Annotated in this window: 15 protein-coding genes and 1 riboswitch; of the genes, 3 read left to right on the top strand and 12 right to left on the bottom strand. The window is 46.1% G+C overall.

What is annotated here, in order from left to right; all coding sequences use genetic code 11:
* Positions 1–6: 6 nt before the first annotated feature.
* The 8 genes from HMPREF1212_RS00610 to HMPREF1212_RS00645 form a co-directional block, all read right to left on the bottom strand.
* Positions 7–549, bottom strand: a complete 543-nt coding sequence (locus HMPREF1212_RS00610; RefSeq protein ID WP_028728078.1) for a F0F1 ATP synthase subunit delta — start codon at positions 547–549, stop codon at positions 7–9.
* 3 nt (positions 550–552) lie between these two features.
* Positions 553–1053, bottom strand: coding sequence for a F0F1 ATP synthase subunit B (atpF, locus tag HMPREF1212_RS00615; RefSeq protein ID WP_046148060.1), 501 nt, complete (start codon positions 1051–1053; stop codon positions 553–555).
* A 14-nt stretch (positions 1054–1067) separates the two neighbouring features.
* Complete coding sequence (gene atpE, locus HMPREF1212_RS00620; RefSeq protein WP_007655657.1) at positions 1068–1322, bottom strand: ATP synthase F0 subunit C; 255 nt, start codon at positions 1320–1322, stop codon at positions 1068–1070.
* A gap of 49 nt (positions 1323–1371) precedes the next feature.
* The gene (gene atpB, locus HMPREF1212_RS00625) at positions 1372–2433 is read right to left on the bottom strand and encodes a F0F1 ATP synthase subunit A (RefSeq protein WP_052724895.1); all 1062 of its coding nucleotides are present in this window, start codon (positions 2431–2433) and stop codon (positions 1372–1374) included.
* Positions 2414–2845, bottom strand: coding sequence for a hypothetical protein (locus HMPREF1212_RS00630; protein ID WP_232430030.1), 432 nt, complete (start codon positions 2843–2845; stop codon positions 2414–2416). The genes atpB and HMPREF1212_RS00630 overlap by 20 nt, the downstream gene beginning before the upstream one ends.
* Positions 2842–3096 (bottom strand): F0F1 ATP synthase subunit delta/epsilon, encoded by a 255-nt coding sequence (locus HMPREF1212_RS00635; protein WP_028728082.1) that lies wholly within the window; start codon positions 3094–3096, stop codon positions 2842–2844. Before HMPREF1212_RS00635 ends, HMPREF1212_RS00630 begins: the two co-directional genes overlap by 4 nt.
* Before the next feature lie 6 nt (positions 3097–3102).
* The gene (atpD, locus tag HMPREF1212_RS00640; RefSeq protein ID WP_028728083.1) at positions 3103–4620 is read right to left on the bottom strand and encodes a F0F1 ATP synthase subunit beta; all 1518 of its coding nucleotides are present in this window, start codon (positions 4618–4620) and stop codon (positions 3103–3105) included.
* Positions 4621–4985: 365 nt separating this feature from the next.
* Entirely contained in the window at positions 4986–6320 is a 1335-nt protein-coding gene (locus HMPREF1212_RS00645) for a threonine/serine exporter family protein (protein ID WP_028728084.1), read from the bottom strand.
* A 164-nt stretch (positions 6321–6484) separates the two neighbouring features.
* A riboswitch (cobalamin riboswitch) is annotated at positions 6485–6681 on the top strand.
* Between the two features lie 33 nt (positions 6682–6714).
* On the opposite strand from HMPREF1212_RS00645, the gene HMPREF1212_RS00655 reads away from it, so the two are divergent.
* From HMPREF1212_RS00655 to HMPREF1212_RS00665, 3 genes are read left to right on the top strand one after another with little or no spacing between them, the layout of a single operon-like run.
* Positions 6715–8715 carry a TonB-dependent receptor plug domain-containing protein gene (locus HMPREF1212_RS00655; protein ID WP_046148061.1) on the top strand — a complete coding sequence of 667 codons (2001 nt, stop codon included), beginning with the start codon at positions 6715–6717 and terminating at the stop codon, positions 8713–8715.
* A gap of 19 nt (positions 8716–8734) precedes the next feature.
* Positions 8735–9829 carry a YncE family protein gene (locus tag HMPREF1212_RS00660; protein WP_046148062.1) on the top strand — a complete coding sequence of 365 codons (1095 nt, stop codon included), beginning with the start codon at positions 8735–8737 and terminating at the stop codon, positions 9827–9829.
* A gap of 51 nt (positions 9830–9880) precedes the next feature.
* Positions 9881–10975 (top strand): ABC transporter substrate-binding protein, encoded by a 1095-nt coding sequence (locus HMPREF1212_RS00665; RefSeq protein WP_046150175.1) that lies wholly within the window; start codon positions 9881–9883, stop codon positions 10973–10975.
* Between the two features lie 446 nt (positions 10976–11421).
* On the opposite strand, the gene HMPREF1212_RS00670 is transcribed toward HMPREF1212_RS00665, so the two are convergent.
* The 4 genes from HMPREF1212_RS00670 to HMPREF1212_RS00685 all read right to left on the bottom strand — a co-directional run bounded on the left by HMPREF1212_RS00670 (position 11422) and on the right by HMPREF1212_RS00685 (position 20661).
* Positions 11422–12795 (bottom strand): NAD(P)/FAD-dependent oxidoreductase, encoded by a 1374-nt coding sequence (locus HMPREF1212_RS00670; RefSeq protein WP_046148063.1) that lies wholly within the window; start codon positions 12793–12795, stop codon positions 11422–11424.
* A gap of 205 nt (positions 12796–13000) precedes the next feature.
* Complete coding sequence (locus tag HMPREF1212_RS00675) at positions 13001–15073, bottom strand: ligand-binding sensor domain-containing protein (protein WP_046148064.1); 2073 nt, start codon at positions 15071–15073, stop codon at positions 13001–13003.
* Between the two features lie 87 nt (positions 15074–15160).
* Positions 15161–18379 carry a carbamoyl-phosphate synthase (glutamine-hydrolyzing) large subunit gene (gene carB / locus HMPREF1212_RS00680; protein ID WP_028728090.1) on the bottom strand — a complete coding sequence of 1073 codons (3219 nt, stop codon included), beginning with the start codon at positions 18377–18379 and terminating at the stop codon, positions 15161–15163.
* Positions 18380–18705: 326 nt separating this feature from the next.
* Positions 18706–20661 (bottom strand): O-antigen ligase family protein, encoded by a 1956-nt coding sequence (locus HMPREF1212_RS00685; RefSeq protein WP_046148065.1) that lies wholly within the window; start codon positions 20659–20661, stop codon positions 18706–18708.
* Between the last annotated feature and the right edge of the window lie 135 nt (positions 20662–20796).

Consider the following 20796-nt stretch of genomic DNA (forward strand, 5'->3'; position numbering starts at 1 on the left):
TCTTTTTTAATTTCTTTCGATCAGCTTGTTTCTTATCTCCCGGAGTTGTCTGGAATAGCTGGCGTCGATCCGGATATTACCGATCCGGAGCACAAATCCTCCGATCAGTTCCGGCCTGATCACTCCTGTGAACTCGATCGTATCGCCTGTCTCTTCCTGCAACCGTTTCTTCAGATGCTCCCGGGTCGCTTCGTCTACCGGAACCGGTGTCTTGAACAATACCCGGGTGATCTTCTTATCCTTCCGGTACATATGGATATAGATATAGGCCATGAGCGGTAAGAGGCTTTCCCTTTTACGCTGCAGTACCAACCGGATAAACCGGGCAAACAGGTCGCATACTTCCAGACCGGCTGCCGTCGTCAGTAACTTTACTTTCTCCTCTTCGGGAAAGATCGGATTATCCAGTACGACTTTCAACCCCGGTTCCTGTTCGAAACTAACGGCCAGCATCTTCATATCATCATATACCCGGGTTTCCTGCTGCTTCTCTTTCGCAAGCGAAAAGAGCGCTTTGATATACCGGGAAGAGATTGTACCTACATCCATATCTTACGATTTACTAAACGAAACATTGTCGAGCAGTCCGTTGATGATCTTTTCCTGTTCATCGGTACGGCTGATTTTCTCTTTCATTACTTTCTCTGCGATAGCGACGGACAAGTCAGCTATTTCGGTGCGGACTTCGCGGATCGCTTTCTCCTTTTCTTCCCGAATATGCCGGGTAGCCTCTTCTACCTGCAGATGGGCTTCAGCGGTAGCCTTCCTGTGGGCTTCGCTGATGATCTCTTCTTTTTCAACCAGGGCTTGTTTCAGGATCTCATTCTGCTGCTCTCTTGCCTGGGCAAGGATCTTTTCGCTTTCGGCCTGTATGCCGGCAAGCTGTTCGTTTGCCTGGTGTGCCGATTCGAGGGATTGGTCGATGTATTCTTTCCGTTGTTCCACGGCTTTGATGATCACCGGGAACCCATATTTGGAAAGAATGACAAAGACAATTCCGAAGGAAAGGATCATCCAGAATAAAAGCCCTGCGTCTGGTGTGAGCAATGACATAGTTTACTTTTATTTTATTGGAATAATCCTAAGAAACATACCACGATCGCAAACAGGGCAACCCCTTCTACCAACGCACCCATAATAAGCATGGATGTACGGATATCGCCGGCTGCCGACGGTTGGCGGCTGATTCCTTCAACTGCACCTTTTCCGATCAGTCCGATACCGATACCTGCGCCGATAGCTGCCAATCCTGCTCCAACTGTTGCACCTAGTTTAGCTATGCCTGCACCGGCTGCTGCTTGTAATAAAATTGCTGATAACATAGTTTTTAATCTTTTAATTAGTAACCTTGTTTTTAATAAATATGTTTGTTCACTCTCTTACTTTGGCCAGTCCGATATAGTTGGCCGACAGTAGGGTGAATATATAGGCCTGCAAACATGCCACCAATAATTCGAGACAGTTCATAAACACGGTGAACAGTACTGAAACGACTGTCATCGTGCCGTTTATGGCTACTCCCATCGAAGCGGTGATGAATATCAGGCAAGTCAGTGCCAGAATGATCGTGTGTCCGGCCATGATATTGGCAAACAGACGGATCATCAGGGCAAATGGCTTGGTGAGTATGCCGAAGAATTCTACGAAGGGCATGATCGGCAACGGTAACTTCAGGAACAGGGGAGCATTCGGCCAGAATATCTCCTTCCAGTATTCCTTGGTAGCAAACAGGTTCACCGCCAGGAACGTACATCCTGCCAATACCGCCGTTACGGCAATATTACCCGTGACGTTGGCACCCCCGGGGAAAACCGGGATAATGCCGATCAGGTTATTGATCAGGATAAAGAAGAATACCGTCAACAGATAAGATGAAAAAGGTTTGTACTCTTTGCCGATCCCTTCTTTCACCACCCCTTCATGGATATACATGACGGCCATTTCCATCAGCCCGGTAAATCCGCCGGGTGCTTCATTGGGGTGCTTCTTATACCAGCGGGCTGTCCGCAGCACGATAAAAAGCAATATCCCGCAACTGATCAACAGGCCGACCACATTCTTGGTGAGCGACAGGTCGAGCGGTTTCACCTCTTCCCCTCTGCTGTTCTTCTCCACCACTTTTCCGGCATGTTCGCCTTCTCCTGCCACATAATAATTATGATGTACATTTCCGTGATGCAGGTGGGAGGAGAGGAACATATCCCAGCCGCGCTCCTCGCTCTTTACCAAAACGGGAAGCGGTATGGAGATCTCCTTGCCGTTCCATTCGGTAATATGCCAGGTGTAGGCATCCCGGATATGGGAGAATACGATATCCTGCACATCCACCTTTCCCGGTTCTTCACCTGCAGCAGCCGCATTTATCGGGGCGCTGATACAGGCCAGTAGCAGGAAGGTAAACCAAAACAGGTATTTACTTTTTATTCTGTTCATCTTTTTCTCTTTTCTCACTTTTCAACCTCTTTTTCTCATATAGATACATGGTATATGTCTCTAGTACGAGATAAATGAAATAAAACAACATCATCGTAAAGCCAAAGGCTTTCAGGTTCTGTCCGACAAATGCGGCATACAACCATAAGAAAACAAGCGCCAGTAAGATTTTGCATAACCGGACTACCATATAAGTAACGATCGTGACGTCGCCATGTTTTCGTTTTACATGGTCGAGGAAGAAAGTCATTAACATGGCCATCAACCAGTAAAAGACCGGGATAGACGGATACCATTCGAAGTAAATCGAAGGCCATATCGTGTATAACAAACCTCCTAAAGTGACACCGATGACTACATTTATAAAAGTAATCAGGCCCATTAGCTTCATTCTTAATCTACCGCTGCTCATGATCGTATTTTTTCTTCGATGCATACGGATAGGGTATCATCTTTTATTTCAACGAATCCGCTTTGTATCTTTATTTCCTGTTGTGTTTCCTTTTCTTTTGTCTGATACCGGATGACACCTTCTTCCAGCGCGGCTATCATAGGGGCGTGATGCGGCAATACGTCGAACGATCCGGCGATACCCGGAAAGGATACGTAGTCTGTTTCACCTTTGAATAAGATGCCTGCGGGTGATATGATTTCCAGTTCCATACGTTATTAATTAGCTTGTTCTGCCAGTTTCTTACCTTTTTCGATCACATCCTCGATTGTACCTACGTTGAGGAAGGCCTGTTCGGGAATATCGTCAGTTTCACCATCCATGATCATATTGAATCCGCGGATCGTGTCTTCGATAGAGACCATTACGCCCGGTATGCCGGTGAACTGTTCTGCCACGGCGAAAGGCTGCGACAGGAAACGTTGTACACGGCGGGCACGGTTTACCGTCTGGCGGTCTTCGTCCGAAAGTTCTTCCATACCCAGGATAGAAATGATATCCTGCAACTCCTTGTTTCGCTGAAGGATCTGTTTTACACGCTGGGCTGTTTCGTAATGTTCCTTTCCCACGACCAACGGGTCGAGGATACGGGAAGTCGATTCCAACGGGTCGACAGCCGGATAGATGCCGAGCTCGGTGATCTTACGGCTCAACACGGTGGTGGCATCCAGGTGTGTAAAGGTGGTGGCCGGTGCCGGGTCTGTCAAGTCGTCGGCAGGCACATAAACTGCCTGTACGGACGTGATCGAACCTTTCTTTGTCGAGGTGATACGCTCCTGCATGGCTCCCATTTCGGTGGCCAGTGTCGGCTGGTAACCTACGGCTGACGGCATACGTCCCAACAGGGCGGACACTTCCGAGCCTGCCTGGGTGAAACGGAATATATTGTCGATAAAGAACAGGATATCGCGTGTTTCGCCTTCGGGCGCCAGGTCACGGAACGACTCTGCAATGGTCAATCCGGATAGAGCTACCGAAGAACGGGCGCCCGGCGGTTCGTTCATCTGTCCGAACACTAGTGTAGCCTGCGATTTGGCCAGTTCCTCATGATCAATCTTCGACAGATCCCAATGGCCTGCTTCCATACTTTCGAGGAAGGCCTGCCCGTAGCGGATCACACCCGACTGGATCATTTCGCGCAACAGGTCGTTTCCTTCGCGGGTACGTTCACCCACACCGGCAAAGACCGAGAAACCGTTATTCTTTTTAGCAATGTTATTGATAAGTTCCATGATAAGAACGGTTTTACCTACGCCGGCTCCTCCGAAAAGTCCGATCTTACCCCCTTTGGAATAGGGTTCCAATAGGTCGATGACCTTAATACCTGTGTAAAGTACATCTTTACTGGTGGTCAAATCCTCAAACTTCGGCGGTTCGCGGTGGATGGGGAGAGCGCCTTTCCGATCCAGTTCATCCATTCCGTCGATCGAATCGCCGGTAACATTCATCAAACGTCCTTTTACCTGGTCGCCGACCGGCATAGTAATAGGTGAGCCGCATGAAACGGCTTCCATTCCCCGTTGCAATCCGTCTGTCGTATCCATCGCGACTGTACGGACTGTATTTTCCCCAATATGTTGTTGTACTTCGACAATCAACGCTTTCCCATTGGGACGGGCTATCTCCATAGCGTCATGGATGCGGGGCAGCACTATTTTTACTTCTTTTTCATTATCGAAGTGAATGTCCACAACCGGGCCGATAACCTGCGAAACGTAACCTTTTGTTTCTCCCATACAATTCTTTTTAACCTTTACAATCTGTTTTCAAGGTTGCAATATTACGAAAACAACCTGCCGGAATTCCGAAGATATTACTTTTTGGGCTTTTTTGCATTTAGTTAAACTTTAAACTATTTTTGAATGTGTACCTAAATGAACCAATAACTTTTTGATATGGAACAATTCAGAGACGAATTGGCTAAAATCTTATTCCGGAAGTGATTATTTTTGGTCTCAGTCAAAAGTAGGATGAAAATTCTTATTCTGTTTTTCTTTGTTAAAATTCGGCTTTTTCAGAAGGTTTCGTATAAAAAGTGTAAGAGGCTGCCCCATATGTTATAATGAGACAGCCTCTTACTATGTATTATTACAATTTGTTTTTACCATTCCAGGAATTTACCACGCTGACGGCGTTTTTCCAATTCCTCCTGCAGATACCTTTTGCGGTCTTTGGCGATGTACTGGCGGGCAAAGATATTAGGTACGGCTACTCCCAGCGAGATGCAAAGAATAATCAGTGCCGAATTGATACCGTTGGCAAAAGCGTTGGTGACTTCGCCAATCACTCCGTGCATATTAATAAACGCCAGTAACGACCGGTACATCAGTACCCCCGGAATCATCGGGATAACGGAAGGTATCGTCAGTACGTGGTTAGGTACATGAAACCAATGGACTGCCTTTACCGCAAGGAGACTGACTACGAAACTTCCCATGAACGAACCGATAACAGGCCCGTAACCCAGTTCGAAGTTGACGAAGTTACGTGTACATACCGCTATGATACCTCCTACGGCCACCACCCATAACAGGCGGCGCTGGATATTGAAGATCATAGAGAACCCCATGGCGGCAATAGCGGCTGCGATTGCATATGTAAGATAGGATTCATGGGGAACCATACTCAGTTCACTGAACTTATGGTCGATCGCGATGTCATTCATCACAAGAACACGCATGGCAAATGTGATACCGAAAGTCATGGCTCCGACCATCATTGCCGTATTGGCGGCACGGGTGATCCCGACTAGCAAATGATTGTCGATCATATCATCCACGAAATTGATCAGCGGTACACCCGGCACGATGAACAGGGCACAGGCCAATAGCGGATGATATGGTGTAACGGATAACCCCGAAAAGGATGAAACATACGCCAGGCATGTGGAAACAAAAGCGGCGAGTGCTATAGCCATATACACATTCAGGCCGGCCTCTATGCAACGGGCACGAACCCTGAAGCCTATAAACGCACTAATAGAAGCAAACAAAAAGGCGATCCAGTCGCATCCGAACAACTTACAGAATCCTCCACAGGCAAACCCTGCTCCGATAGCTACTAGATAAGGTATATAGTTACGCGGTTTGCAGGCTATCTTTTCCAGTTCTTCCTCATATCTGTCCAGCGAATAATCCTGCTCGATGGCATGCCACGACAGATCACTGATCTGTGAGATCATGGTCATATTAATACCATGTTTCTCGCATTTCTGGAATTTGGAGAATGAGTTTTTCTCATCACTCACATTTACCATGATCATCGTCCACCGGATATCGATGTGTAATTTTTCTTCCGGGATACCCATAAAGGCCGCTACCCTCTTCATGTTTCGTTCAATACGGTTCGTATCGGCAGCACTCTCCATCAATAATTTGCCTGTACGGAGCAAAAGATCCAATTTGCGTCGTAGTAACAATACTTCTTTGTCTGTCATCTTTTTGTTTAATTCTAAATGTATCTAATAACCTAAACCCACAAGGGAACGAGTATGAGTGAATAGTAGGTCTTGAATCAATTTGGGCGCGAAGGTACTGATTTTTTCCGATATCAAAATGACATTAGTATAACGACTATTCCGATATATTTCGTACTTTTGCCATCGAATTATGGTGTAGCGGTTTGGCTTTCGCTGGTCGCTAGTAAAAGGGAATCCGGTGCAAGTCCGGAACTGTACCCGTAGCTGTAAGTTCTGTAACCCCGGCAAATCTTGTTGCCACTGAGTCTTTATGACTTCGGGAAGGCGGCCGATCATGGGAGAACAAGTCAGAAAACCTGCCATTGTTTTGTATGCAATACCTCGGGTAAGGTGTTGGTAGACCAAAAGATATATGCGTAATTTATACATAATAAGAATGTTATGCCTGTTTGGCATATGGTTGCATGCGTCAGTGTTTGCGATTGCCCAACAGATCGATACGACGACTTATCACCAACTGAAGGGTGTCGAGGTGGTCGAGAAGGCGCGTCCTTCCACTACCCGCGAGGCTACTCCTCTTCAAGTGATGGATCGTACCGGTATCGAACGGCTCGGCATACAGGATCTTTCGGAAGCGGTAAAACGCTTCTCCGGTGCTACCGTGAAAGATTACGGTGGGATAGGGGGATTGAAGACTGTCTCGGTGCGAAGTCTGGGTGCGCAGCATACGGCTGTCAGCTATGACGGCATAACGATCACGGATGCCCAGAGCGGACAGGTGGATATCAGCCGCTTCTCGCTCGATAACGTCGAAATGGTTTCGTTGTCGATCGGACAGACGGATGATATTTTCCAGACAGCCCGGATGTATGCTTCGGCGGGGGCGTTGAGTGTGAAATCGCTACGTCCTGACTTCCTGGTAAAACCGTTTCATCTGAAAGCGCAGGTAAAGACCGGTTCTTTCGGTATGGTCAATCCTTATATCCGGTATGAACAAAAGTTGGGAAAGAAATGGGCGGCTTCCTTGGATGGCGACTACCTGCGAGCCGATGGTAATTATCCTTTTACATTAACAAACGTATCACAAACGGAAAAGTTGAAACGACATAACAGTGATATCGAATCGTGGCGTACGGAACTGAACCTCTGGGGAGATTTAGGACGTGGCGGAACCTTCTCGGTGAAAGGATATTATTTTGACTCCGAACGCGGACTACCCGGCTCTGTTGTTTTATACAACGATTATGCAGGTGAGCGTTTGTGGGATAAGAATGCTTTTGTGCAGGCCTATTATAAGAATCAGTTAAGTGAAAAATTCGCATTGCAGGCGCAGGCTAAGTTTAATTATGCGTGGAACCGGTATAAGGATGTAAATAATAAATATGAGAACGGTGTACAGATCGACAATTATACCCAACGTGAATATTATACTTCCGTATCCGGTTTGTATACTTTGTCGGATCGTTTTTCCTTCTCCCTCATCGAAGATTTCTTCGTTAATACGTTGGATAATACATTACCGAAATGTCCGTTTCCAACCCGCTACTCATCGTTGACCTATTTGGCGGGGCAATACCGGGACAACCGGCTAACCGTTACCGCCAGTTTACTGGGTACTTATATGACTGAACGGGTAGAGACCGGTGACCAGCCGGCCGACCGGAAACGTTTATCCCCGGCTGTCAGTGCTTCCTGGCGTATTCTGCCGGAAGAGAATCTGCGTGTTCGTGTTTCCTATAAAGATATTTTCCGTGTCCCGACATTCAATGACCTTTATTATCAGCGGATGGGGAATACAAGTCTGAAGCCGGAGAAAGCGACCCAATATAATGCGGGGCTGACCTGGAGCGGTGATTTTTCCGTATTCAGTTTTCTTAGTCTTTCGGCCGATGGGTATTATAACCGAGTAAAGGATAAGATTGTAGCCATTCCTACCATGTTTGTCTGGAAGATGATGAATATGGGAGAGGTGTCTATCGGGGGAACGGATGTGAACTTTCTGGCGGAAATCCCTTTGTTTGAGAAAATGGAAGCACAGGTGCAGGCTAATTACACTTTTCAGAAAGCAATAGATATAACGAGTGAGACGGCAAAGACCTACCGTCATCAAATACCATATACTCCCAAACATTCGGGTATGGTTGCTTTATCTTTGCAAAATCCGTGGGTGAATGCCGGTTATTCTGTGACATTGGTAGGCGATCGTTATGCCTTGCCGCAGAATATTGATGATAACCGTATCGACCGGTATGCCGAACATACAATTTCACTGAACCGTGAGTTCAATCTTCGGAACTGTAAATTCCGTTTACAGGGAGAAGTGGTGAACCTGACAAATAAAATGTATGATGTCATACAATATTATCCTATGCCCGGACGGTCGTGGCGAATAACTTTGAGTGTAAATTATTAATATATTAATTAGAAACAAGATGAAAACAAAAGAATTACTATGCTTTTCGGCTTTATGTGCGTGTGTCTCTTTTTCATTTACAGCGTGTAGCGATGATGATGATAATGGAGGACAGGGAGGCTCAACATCAGAACAGCAACGTGGTGTATATATAATGAATAGCGGAAAGTGGCAATCAAATAATGCAACATTGGACTATTATGATTTTGAAACAAAGGATTTGAATACAAAAGTCTTTTCCTCTGTTAACGGTCGTGGTCTGGGAGATACTGCCAATGATATCATGGTTTACGGCTCTAAAATGTATATTACTGTTAGTGAGTCTAATACGGTCGAGATTACCGACCTGAATGCTAAATCGTTGAAAACATTAGCTCCGAAGGATGATTCCGGTCAGCCTCAATCTCCTCGTTATTTGGCTGCCTATGCAGGAAAAGTATATGTAACTCTGTTTGACGGTCATCTGGCAGAAATCGATACGACTTCAATGGAGATTACTCAAAAAACAAAAGTAGGCCCTAATCCTTATCAGGTTCGCGAAGTAGGCGGAAAACTGTATGTGGCTAATTCCGGGGGGTATAATCCGGTACAGGATTCTACTTTGTCGGTTGTGGATCCTGTTTCATTCACTGAAGAAAAGAAGATCGTTGTCGGTCTGAACCCGATGTACATGGGAGCAGACAGCGATGGAGAAATGTATGTAGTATGTGGTGGAAACTTCGGGGATGTGAAGGCTTCCTTGCAGCGTGTCGACTTAAAAGCCGAAACATCTACTTCTATCTATACAGACGATAATATTCTGATGGGCATGGCTGCTGATAAATTATATGTTATTCATTCGCAGAATGATGCTAACTGGCAACCTGTCAATACTCAGTTTGTTTCTTATGATACAAAAAGCGATACCGAGACTTCGAAGAACTTTATTACTGACGGTACAGTGGTGGAAAAAGCTTATAGCCTGAACGTAAATCCATCTAACGGTGATATTTATATCGGTACATCCGATTATACCAGCACTGGTGATATGTTTATTTTCTCTGCTGAAGGAAAGAAACTTAACCAGTTGGAAGTATCCGGTATCAACCCGATGGGGGTTGGCTTTCTTAAATAAGGAAAGTAAAAGGTAAGTACAATGGATGTTTGTAAAATACTAATAGGTCTGATGCTCTGCTTCACATTCAGTTGTAATGTGAAGCAGGGTTCTGCCGACCATCAATCCCTCTCTACCGACTCTATCCGTTATGCCAGCGGTTTCACTGTACAGCATTTCGCGGATTATACGTCCGTTGAAGTACGTGACCCCTGGGACAGTACACGTATTCTGCAACGTTATCTTCTGGTGGATCGCGATCTGTCCGCTGTGCCGGGCAATCTGCCTAAAGGAACGGTTGTACGAACCCCTATTCATAATATAGTCGTTTATACCTCTGTGCATGCCGCCATTATCGATCAGTTGAATGAAGCCGATAAGGTTATCGGTGTATGTGAGCCCCGGTATATGGATACTCCTTCTATTCAGGAAGGTTTGCGTGCCGGAAAGATCGCCGATCTGGGCGAGGCTACGGCACCGAATATCGAGAAGATCATTGATATTGGTGCAGAGATCATCATTGCTTCCCCTTTCCAGAATGCAGGCTACGGCCCTGCCGAGAAACTGGGTATTCCTATCATCGAAGCGGCCGACTATATGGAGTCGTTGCCTTTGGGGCGAACCGAATGGGTGCGCTTCTACGGCTTGCTGTTCAATAAAGCTGCGATGGCAGACTCTATTTTCCGCGAAACGGAACAACGCTATCTGGCATTGAAGGAGTTGACAAAGACGGTTGCCGACCGACCTACCGTTATCTCCGAAAAGAAATTCGGCTCATCCTGGTATATGCCGGCCGGCGACAGTTATATCGCCCACCTGTATAAAGATGCCGGAGCCGATTATGTCTTTAAAGACCTTCCCGGAGCAGGCAGTACACCTCTGGCATTCGAAACGGTGCTCGACAAAGCGATCCATGCCGATATGTGGCTGATCAAGTATAATCAGGCAAACGATATGACATACAAGGATCTGCGTATCGAATATACCCCTTACGAAAACTTCGATGCCTTCAAAAACCGTCGTATCTATACCTGCAATACTGGCGTTGTGCCTTATTATGAAGAGTTTCCGATCCATCCCGACTATCTGTTGAAAGACCTGGTGTGGGTGTTCCATCCGGAATTATTACCGGATTATACACCGCGTTATTACCGGAAGATGGAATAACTTTTTTATACAAGAGTTTTATGAATATTATCTGCCATCTGCAATAAAATGATTTATTTGATTGAATACTAGTTTTATAAGGGTGGCAGATGATATGTTTTTATCTGTCATCCTATCTGCCATCTGCCACCCTTTATCTATCACTCCCTTTTGTGAAAATTATTCCTTTTCAGCCTGTCTTTTAGTTTAAAGCTTATTACCTATTAGTATAAAAGTAAGGATTCAGTATTGCCAGGGTGTACAGGATAATCGGTTACCCAGTACACCCTGGTGAATTATCCTGTACACCCTGGCGGAATACCCTGTACACCCTGGCAATACTGAGTAAGGAGTTTACAATTAGTACTTATAGGCTTTTAAAACAAAATCCCCGGTCTCAAGGAGTTGAGCCGGGGATTTTCTGTAGTTTGGCATTTGAATTATAGGGAGTTGTTATTTTTGGTCCGTTAAGCGTAACCGTTCAGCATTCCGTAGAAATACATCGGTTTCAACATGTAAACTTTCAGTAACCAAGCCGCCCATTGTTCTTTCGATGTGTCCAGCATGCTGAACGGGAACGAGTGAACCGGCTTTTTATCATAGTCGAACTCGCACAAAAGTACGTGTCCATAGTCTGTTACAATTGGGCAGGCTGCGTAACCGTTGTATTTCTCAACAGGTTCTTTGCCTTCCATCAGCGAGATCAGGTTCTTTGCTGCGATCGGCACCTGCATACGTACGGCAGCAGAGGTTTTACTGGTCGGTATTCCGGCAACATCTCCCAGGGAGACAATGTTCGGATACGTTTTATGAACCAGTGTCGCTTTGTCGACCATCACCCAGGCTTCGGCAGCCAGTTTGCCTTCTGTCCATCCCAGGCCTGCTTCGCGAACGAAATCGGGAGCCGACATTGGCGGTGCGAAGTGAAAGAAATCGTAATCTTCCACGAAAGGAGTGATCACCTTTTCTTCTCCGACTGTTTCAACCTTTTCAAAATGTACCTGTTTGGCTGAGGTATCGACACCTTTTACACGCACGTTGAGATTGATCGGAATGTTACGTTCCTTATAGATCTCCAGTAGACGGGGAGTATAAAAAGGAATATCATACAGCTCTTTGGCGGCTGTGAAGTAATCCAGTTTAACGTTGTCCCTTGTCCCGTGTTGGCGGGTGTAATCCTCTGTCAGCAAACAAATCTTTTTCGGTGCTCCTCCACATTTGTGTTTCGTGTATGTATCGGTATAGATACCACGGCCACCTGTTTTAGAGAATTCCTGAAGCGCTTTCCAGGTTTTTTGTGCACCTTCGAAATCATATATACTGTGAGCGTTTCCTGCTCCTAACGTATCGTGTGTAATGCCTTCAACCTTTTCCCAGTTTGTTTGTACCCCCGGTGTCAATACCAGAAAGTCGTATGGGATCTTTTCGTTGTTGGCTGTTGTCACCTGGTTCATTACCGGGTCGACTGCTGCAACTGAATCTTTAATCCATTTCACGCCGTCCGGAATACAATTCTCCTGCTTCTTCCAAACATCTTCCGGTTGGTAAACCCCTGAAGCAATTAAAGTAAAACCGGGTTGATAATACTGACGGTCGCTTGGATCGATCAATGTAATATCCGGGTTATCCAGCCAGTGCATCAGGCGTGCTGCCATACTGATTCCGGCTGCCCCTCCACCGATAACTACAATTTTACCTTTTGCATCACTTGAGAATGCGTGAACTTTTTGTGTACCTACAGCTGTTATAATACCAGCGGCTGTTAATATTTTCAGGAAATGGCGGCGACTGATGCCTTGCCTTTCCAACTCTTCAAGTTGTTCTTCCAGCTCGTGTTTCATCGTGTCTTAGAAATTAAGATTCATTTGCACTGGCAAAGGAAGTATATTTAAAAGTATATCGGATAAAAAGTACTACTACACTACTTGCACAATTTATTTGTGAGGTGGAAAATAATGCTACAATACTTTCTCATCGCTACTACAATGATAGGTATATCATTGATATGTAGCTTATTGCCGAATGTGGAAAAATAGAAAATATTTTTTAGTAATTCATAAGGAAATCGATGAGGTTGGTGTCCCCATCCAGTGAAAGGCGCTTTCTTAAACGGTATCTGCGTAGTTCTATGGCACGTACGGATACGTTTAGAAGCGATGCAATTTCTTTTGTAGAGAGATTCATCCGCAACAAACAGCAGATACGCAAATCTCCTGTTGTGATATCTGAATATTGCTGGCGTAAACGTTCGATGAAATTCTGATGTGCACTGTTAAAGTGGCTCTCAAACAACAGCCAGTCTGCCTGGTCGTTCAGAGATTCTTCTATCAGATTCTTCATCCGTATATATAACTTATTCGGATAACGGTCGCCCAGCGTTTCTTTCTGACGCTCCAACTCGTCCAGCAATGCCTGTATGGCCTGGTTTCTTTTCAGGAGTGCCGAGGTTTGCAGGCTCAGCTCGTTGTTCTTATTTTGCAGTTCGGCTTCCAGCATGTCGCTTTTCATCTGCTGGATCTTCTGTTTTTCAGCCTGTCTTTCGGCTTCCTGCCGGGCAAGTTCTTCCTTACGCAGATTTCGCAGGTGATAACCGAGTACGAACTTGGCTATTATCCCGGTAAGGATAATATAGGCCAGCCATGCCCAGATGGTATTATACCAGGGGGGACGGACGGTGATCGGGATCGCTATTTCCATATAAGGGCCTCTGACCACGTATTTTCGTATCTTCAGGGTGTATTTGCCCTCCGGTAGCTGAAGAAAGGATATCTCCCCGTCTTTCTGCCAGGGCGACCAATCGGACGACACTCCCTCTATCATGTAGCTGATCAGATGGTTGGGCGTAAAGATCGTACTTCCCACGTAAACGGATAGTTCCTGGAAATTATGGGGTAATGTGATCTTTTCCGAGTTGACGGGTAAATTATGTTCGCCGTGCTTGTCTACATATTCTATTTCCGATATTTGCAGGGGCGTTCCGGCTCCCAGCCCACTGCCGATCAGGTCGCGTATATTGACCAGTAATACGCCTTGCATGGCTGAGATCAGGTGTAAAGAGTCGCTAAGCGGGAACATTCTCCTGTCTCTGCTCACCATATTCATATTGTAATTGTCGAGCAGCAGCCTGCATTTTAATGTCGCGTTCCCGTTTTCGTTATGGAACAGTCCGGCTTCGTTCTTCACGCAGAGCCAGTAGAGGTCGTTCCCGATGGGATAAATCTGGTCGGCATCGGCAAAGTTTCCTAAAGCTTCGGGATTATTGAATATGGAATTGACCTGAAGTGTATCGTAAGCGATTGTCTGAGGCGGAAAATAAAACAGCTCCTTGCTGATGTCGAGAGGCTGGAAACTGTCGCCGCCTTTTAATGTCCTTTTGAAATAGCCGGTATTGGTCTGGATATATAACGTGTCGTTGCGCAGAAAAGCATTTTTGAGCTTGCCTATCTCGCTTCTCTTTCCCAGTCTGACGAGGGAAGGTTCGAATGATATCTGCGACAGCCCGTTATCGAAAGCGACCCATATCTGCTGGGCGTCCTGTATACAGATAGCACGCACGATATTGTCGGGCAACGATTGATCCTGTGTCGATAAATGGCGGAGAATAGTTCCGTCGGGGCTTGTGATATACAGCCCACGATTCTGTGTCCCTATGAAATACATATCATCTATCGTCATAAAGACAGATGGCTGCGCATGAAGTATTTCATCGGGAAGAACGAAGGGAATGGATGCCGGCGGTTCCTTGAATTTAACTTCGGCCGGTATCTTGTTGAGTTTGTGGTAACGCATTACGCCGAGATTGTCGCGTGTCCACCCTCCGAAAGAACCCTCGCTGATGGTGTAAATCGTATCGTTCAGGAAAGTGACGCCGTTAATGGCTTCCTTGTCCGGTGTTTCATAGTGTTTCCAGGTGTTGCCGTCGAAGGTGAGCAAGCCCATGTTGTTGGCTACATACAGCACCCCGTCGGAGGCTACCGATAGTCCCCAGTTCTGGCAACTGGCTTTATAATCGTCTACAGTAAAATTTTTGATGAAGATATTAGGAACATCTACCGATGATGCACGCGCCACCCAGAAGGTGAGCATGAAGGCAAGGAATAATATCGGTAGTCTATACATAAGCTTCGAATAAGAATTAAACGTGTAGAGACAGGGTTTTGTCCTGTCTCTACGTATTATGGTCACAAATATAATAAAAATATTTGCTTATTTATAATCCTGCCAATCTTTGATCTGGATATCTTTCACATCCATAGTGCAGAAAGCTTCGATAAACGCGCTGGCCAGACGTGCGTTGGTGATCAGCGGAATGTTATGGTCGATCGCTGCACGGCGGATCTTGTAACCGTTGGTCAGCTCGCGTTTGCTATGGTCTTTCGGGATGTTTACAACCAGTTCGAATACGTGGTTGCTGAACATATCCATGATATTCAGGTCGCCCTGTTCATCCGGCCAGCATACGGCTGTAGCGGCAATACCGTTCTCGTTCAGGAATTTAGCAGTTCCGGCGGTACCATAGATCTGGTATCCTTTCTCATTCAGCAGGCGGCAGGGTTCCAGCAAATCTACTTTGCTCTTGGCTGCACCCGAAGAAACCAGGACATTCTTTTTAGGAATGGTATTACCTACGGCGATCATGGCAGAAAGCAATGCTTCGTTGAAGTCATCGCCGATGCAACCTACTTCACCGGTAGAGCTCATATCCACACCCAGTACAGGGTCTGCTTTATGCAGACGGGCGAATGAGAATTGAGAAGCCTTGATACCGATCCAGTCGATGTCGAAAGCGCTTTTGTCCGGTTTTGTATAAGGAGCATCCAACATGATGCGTGTGGCCGTTTCGATGAAGTTGCGTTTCAGAACCTTTGATACGAACGGGAAACTACGTGATGCACGCAGGTTACATTCGATAACCTTCACATCGTTGTTCTTAGCCAGGAACTGGATATTGAACGGGCCGCTGATATTCAGCTCTTTCGCGATCATCTTGCTCACCTTCTTGATACGGCGTGCCGTTTCGAAGTAGATCTTCTGAGCCGGGAATACCAGTGTGGCGTCACCTGAGTGGACACCGGCAAACTCGATATGTTCGGAGATGGCGTATTCAACCACTTCGCCGTTCATGGCTACTGCGTCGAATTCCACTTCTTTTGCTCCCTGAAGGAATTCGGAAACAACGACCGGATATTCTTTAGATACCTTAGCGGCCAGATCCAGGAATTCGATCATCTGTTCCTTGTTGTGGCATACGTTCATCGCTGCACCTGAAAGAACATAAGACGGACGGATCAGGATCGGGAAGCCTACCTTTTCGATAAAGCCGTCGATCTCTTCCATACTGGTCAACTCTGCCCAACGCGGCTGGTCGATACCCAGTGTATCCAGCATGGCGGAGAATTTGTGGCGGTTTTCAGCGCGGTCGATCGACAGCGGGGAAGTACCCAGTACCGGAACGTTCTGGCGATACAGCTTCATGGCCAGGTTGTTAGGTATCTGACCACCTACGGATACGATTACACCCTTTGGCATTTCCAGATCCATTACGTCGAGTACACGTTCGAAAGAAAGTTCGTCGAAGTACAGACGGTCGCACATATCGTAGTCGGTAGAAACCGTTTCCGGGTTGTAGTTGATCATGATCGACTTGTAACCCAGTTTGCGGGCTGTCTGTGCAGCGTTCACCGAACACCAGTCGAACTCTACGGAAGAACCGATACGGTAAGCACCTGAACCCAGGATAACCACGCTCTTGTCGTTCTTGTAGTAAGGAATATCATGTTCGCTACCATCATAAGTCATATACAGGTAGTTCGTCAGTTCCGGATGTTCGGAAGCGATTGTGTTGATACGTTTTACGCTTGGCAGGATACCCATTTTCTTACGCAGGTTACGTACACGGATGTTTTCCTTTTCCATGTTTCCTTCCGGATTCTCAACGTAACGGGCGATCTGGAAGTCGGAGAAACCTAAGCGTTTAGCTTCCTTCATCACTTCTTCGGGCAGATCTTCGATCTTATTGTATTGAGACAATACCTTGGTATAGTCTACGATATTTTTCAAACCGTTCAGGAACCACGGAGTGATCTTCGACAGTTCGTGGATACGTTCTACGGTGTAACCTTCTTCCAGCGCTTTTGCTACGGCGAAGATACGCAGGTCGGTCGGGTTGGCCAGTGCATCGTCGAGGTTGTCGAATTCCAGGTCGTTGTTGCCAACGAAACCGTGCATGCCCTGTCCGATCATACGCAGACCCTTCTGCATGATCTCTTCGAAGCTCTTACCGATCGACATGATTTCGCCGACAGACTTCATGCTCGAACCGATCAGGCGGCTGACACCAACGAACTTTGTCAAGTCCCAACGCGGGATCTTCACGATCATATAGTCTACTTCCGGAGCTTTATAAGCAGAGTTCGGAGTACCCATTTCGCCGATTTCGTCGAGGCTGTAACCTAACGCCAACTTAGCGGCAACGAAAGCCAGAGGATAACCGCTCGCTTTGGATGCCAAGGCAGAAGAACGGCTCAGACGGGCGTTTACTTCGATCACGCGGTAGTCGCAAGTGTCGGAGTTGAATGCATATTGAATGTTACATTCGCCTACGATACCCAGGTGGCGGATTGTCTTGGTAGACAGTTCTTTCAGCAGATCCAGCTCTTTGTCGGTCAGTGAGCAGGTAGGAGCAACTACGATACTTTCACCGGTATGTACACCCAGCGGATCTACATTTTCCATGCTTACAACCGTGAAGCAATGGTCGTTCTTATCGCGGATTACTTCGAATTCAATTTCTTTCCAGCCTTTCAGCGATTCTTCCACCAGGATCTGTGAAGAATAAGCGAAAGCGCTTTCTGCCAGCGTACGCAGTTCTGCTTCGTCCTTGCAGATACCGCTACCCATACCGCCCAGTGCATAAGCGGAGCGGATCATTACCGGGAAGCCGATCTTGTAGGCAGCTTTCACGGCATCATCCATTGTCTCAACAGCCTGGCTTACCGGTGTTTTTACGTCGATCTCATTCAGTTTCTTTACAAACAGGTCGCGGTCTTCCGTGTACATGATAGCTTCGACAGAAGTACCCAGTACCTTTACGCCATATTTAGCAAGTGTGCCGCTGGTGTATAACTGGGTTCCGCAGTTCAGGGCAGTCTGGCCACCAAAAGCCAGCAGGATTCCGTCCGGTTGTTCTTTTTTGATTACTTCTTCAACAAAATACGGAGTGATAGGCAGGAAGTACACCTTGTCTGCTACCCCTTCCGATGTTTGAATAGTTGCAATGTTCGGATTCAGCAATACGGTACTGATACCTTCTTCTTTCAGTGCCTTCAATGCTTGTGAACCAGAGTAGTCAAACTCTCCGGCCTGTCCGATCTTCAGGGCACCCGAGCCCAGAACAATCACCTTTTTGATTCCAATTTTCGACATAGTAATTGGGTTGTTTTGTTTATTAATATTTTATAGAATGTTATTCCTTATATAATTGCCACTCGCGGGACACAAAAAAAATGCGTTAGTAAAAATAACTAACGCATCCTATATAAACAAATTATATTCCCGTAAAGTAAAGAAATGAGCTTCAATGTCCGGCGTTGAACCGGAGATAAACATCGGATTACACTTATGTATCTTATTCGTCATGAAACTCTTCCTCGCAAAATTTCGGCAAAGATAGGGCATATAATTTAATTGTGCAATAAAAATGGAGGGAATAGTGGTCCTAAAATGGTATTGCTTGTCCGATAATCAGTTAATTATTTGTTGTTTGTTATTGCATGCTGAAGAAGTCTGTTTACATCCTCCTTCATCGATTCGCTCGCTTTTGATTTATCCGCAGGTTGACTGGTAAGAACGGAGTAGGCGGCTAACTTTAATTTATCAGGTTGATAATAAGAGTCTTCCGAGTATAATTTTGTCAACTGATAATAAGTCTCTATCCGTTCCGGCAGAATGTGGAGACATTGCAGCAAGCATTTTTCGGCTTGTTTGTAAAGTCCGAGTTGCCGGTGGCTCTCTGCCATTATATCATAGAACTCAGGGTCTGCGCTTAGCTGTAAGGCGCGGTTCGTCCAGATAACCGCATCTGCGAATTGTTTGTTCTGCTGGAGACACTTCGCTCCTTCCCGTAAAAATTCTACCTGGTGCGATAACTTGGGATACAAGCTCTGGTAGCCCTGGGCTGCCACACTGTGTTCGTCCTTCTGTTCCAGTATCCGTAGCGTTTTCCATTCCTTATAAGACTGGTAATAACTTCTCTGCCCGAAAAATAACATACAGGCGGCCAATGCTGCAAATGTTCCGATATATGGGAATGTTTTCGGGGAAGGCTTCTGTAGTTTGCCCGGTATCTTCCATTCCTTATAAGACTGGTAATAACTTCTCTGCCCGAAAAATAACATACAGGCGGCCAATGCTGCAAATGTTCCGATATATGGGAATGTTTTCGGGGAAGGCTTCTGTAGTTTGCCCGGTATCGTTACGCAGGTAGCGGAGAAAAACAACAGTAACACCCAGAATGACGGCAGCTGCAACGGATAGGAATACATGGAGAAGAAGAGCAGGGCAATGATACATCCTGTCGATCCGACCTGTTTATTCTTTAGTCCGTAGTAGAGGACAAACCCGATCCACAAAGAGAAAAGCAGCAATCCGACGATACCGTACTCCAGTCCCATTTGCAGATACTCGTTGAATGCAAATCTCGGACAACAGGCTGCCAGCCGTTCCATGTCGGAAGCTTTTCCGGATGAAAAGTAATCGGCTTGTGATTTTGCATAGGAGGTGGGAAAACCGCCCAGCCCTGTTCCTGTTACGGGTTGTTCCAGTATGGCTTTGGTGGTGACATTCCACATCAGCATACGCCCGGCCGACTTATCGGGATGGATAAGACCTCCCAGAGTGGGTAGCCCCGCAATGAAAAGAAATAAGAAAGCACAAGTGATCACAACGGTTTTGCTATGTGTTAGAACCCTTTGTTTGAGTATTTTCCACCCGGATTTGCGAAGAAAGAATACCCAGCTGCAAGAAGCGATTGCAGCCAGCCATGCCGGGCGGCTCAGTCCTCCCGGAAGAGCGATGAGAATGATAATGATACCGAACACGGCCAGGTAAAATAGCATTGTTCTGGTTTCCCACCAGGCTATTTTGTCGCAGTCGCGAAATCGCAATGCAATATTCAGGCATAAGGGGAGTACGATTGCCAAGTAACCGGAAAACGGCCCCGGGCTAAATTCCAGTCCGCTCCCATTAAACAGGGGATGGTTGTCCGCCGGAGTTCCGTATAGTTGCCCCATTCCCCAAAAGGCCTCAAACACACCGGTACACATGATGATTGAAAGGAAAAAGAGCCTGATTTCAGGATGTGTCTGCATAACGGCCCGCAGCATGAACCATAGCATAGTCAATTGGCCGGCGAAGAGTAGTCTTTCCGGTTGGGGATTCAGATCATGGTCGTAGTTTAGCAGAACCAGTCCGGAGAACAGTAGCAAAAGTCCGTCAGGCAGTGTAAAGGTAAAGTTACATTTTCTGATAGTGGCTTCCATAAAAAGTACGCTGAATGCAAGTAATAAAATGGTAAAATGAAACCAGAATACTTTGCCGGTAATTGTTCCTTCCGCAATATTGGGATTAGCGGCAAATACAATACACAGAAGTAACGCTCCGCTCGTTGAGAGGGAGAATAGTCGTAGGTACTTGAATAAAACTTTCATCTTTAATTTATTTTTAGGGTGATATCGGACTCTGCTTCTTGCAATAAAGAGAGGACTTCTTTTCCCATTTCTTACATAATCCTAAGATGTCGCCATAGAAAAAGATCAATAAAGTTCAAGCTTAGATGTTCTCTT

The sequence above is a fragment of the Parabacteroides sp. HGS0025 genome, from assembly GCF_000969845.1.
In the GTDB taxonomy this organism is placed as follows: domain Bacteria; phylum Bacteroidota; class Bacteroidia; order Bacteroidales; family Tannerellaceae; genus Parabacteroides; species Parabacteroides gordonii.

What these genes read in the sequence shown, in the direction of transcription:
- atpF (WP_046148060.1), bottom strand. Translation starts at nt 1,053, where the DNA reads ATGTCATTGCTCACACCAGACGCAGGGCTTTTATTCTGGATGATCCTT.
- carB (WP_028728090.1), bottom strand. Translation starts at nt 18,379, where the DNA reads ATGTCGAAAATTGGAATCAAAAAGGTGATTGTTCTGGGCTCGGGTGCC.
- HMPREF1212_RS00670 (WP_046148063.1), bottom strand. Translation starts at nt 12,795, where the DNA reads ATGAAACACGAGCTGGAAGAACAACTTGAAGAGTTGGAAAGGCAAGGC.
- HMPREF1212_RS00675 (WP_046148064.1), bottom strand. Translation starts at nt 15,073, where the DNA reads ATGTATAGACTACCGATATTATTCCTTGCCTTCATGCTCACCTTCTGG.
- HMPREF1212_RS00645 (WP_028728084.1), bottom strand. Translation starts at nt 6,320, where the DNA reads ATGACAGACAAAGAAGTATTGTTACTACGACGCAAATTGGATCTTTTG.
- atpD (WP_028728083.1), bottom strand. Translation starts at nt 4,620, where the DNA reads ATGGGAGAAACAAAAGGTTACGTTTCGCAGGTTATCGGCCCGGTTGTG.
- HMPREF1212_RS00630 (WP_232430030.1), bottom strand. Translation starts at nt 2,845, where the DNA reads ATGAGCAGCGGTAGATTAAGAATGAAGCTAATGGGCCTGATTACTTTT.
- atpE (WP_007655657.1), bottom strand. Translation starts at nt 1,322, where the DNA reads ATGTTATCAGCAATTTTATTACAAGCAGCAGCCGGTGCAGGCATAGCT.
- HMPREF1212_RS00685 (WP_046148065.1), bottom strand. Translation starts at nt 20,661, where the DNA reads ATGAAAGTTTTATTCAAGTACCTACGACTATTCTCCCTCTCAACGAGC.
- HMPREF1212_RS00655 (WP_046148061.1), top strand. Translation starts at nt 6,715, where the DNA reads ATGCGTAATTTATACATAATAAGAATGTTATGCCTGTTTGGCATATGG.
- HMPREF1212_RS00665 (WP_046150175.1), top strand. Translation starts at nt 9,881, where the DNA reads ATGCTCTGCTTCACATTCAGTTGTAATGTGAAGCAGGGTTCTGCCGAC.
- HMPREF1212_RS00610 (WP_028728078.1), bottom strand. Translation starts at nt 549, where the DNA reads ATGGATGTAGGTACAATCTCTTCCCGGTATATCAAAGCGCTCTTTTCG.
- HMPREF1212_RS00635 (WP_028728082.1), bottom strand. Translation starts at nt 3,096, where the DNA reads ATGGAACTGGAAATCATATCACCCGCAGGCATCTTATTCAAAGGTGAA.
- HMPREF1212_RS00660 (WP_046148062.1), top strand. Translation starts at nt 8,735, where the DNA reads ATGAAAACAAAAGAATTACTATGCTTTTCGGCTTTATGTGCGTGTGTC.
- atpB (WP_052724895.1), bottom strand. Translation starts at nt 2,433, where the DNA reads ATGAACAGAATAAAAAGTAAATACCTGTTTTGGTTTACCTTCCTGCTA.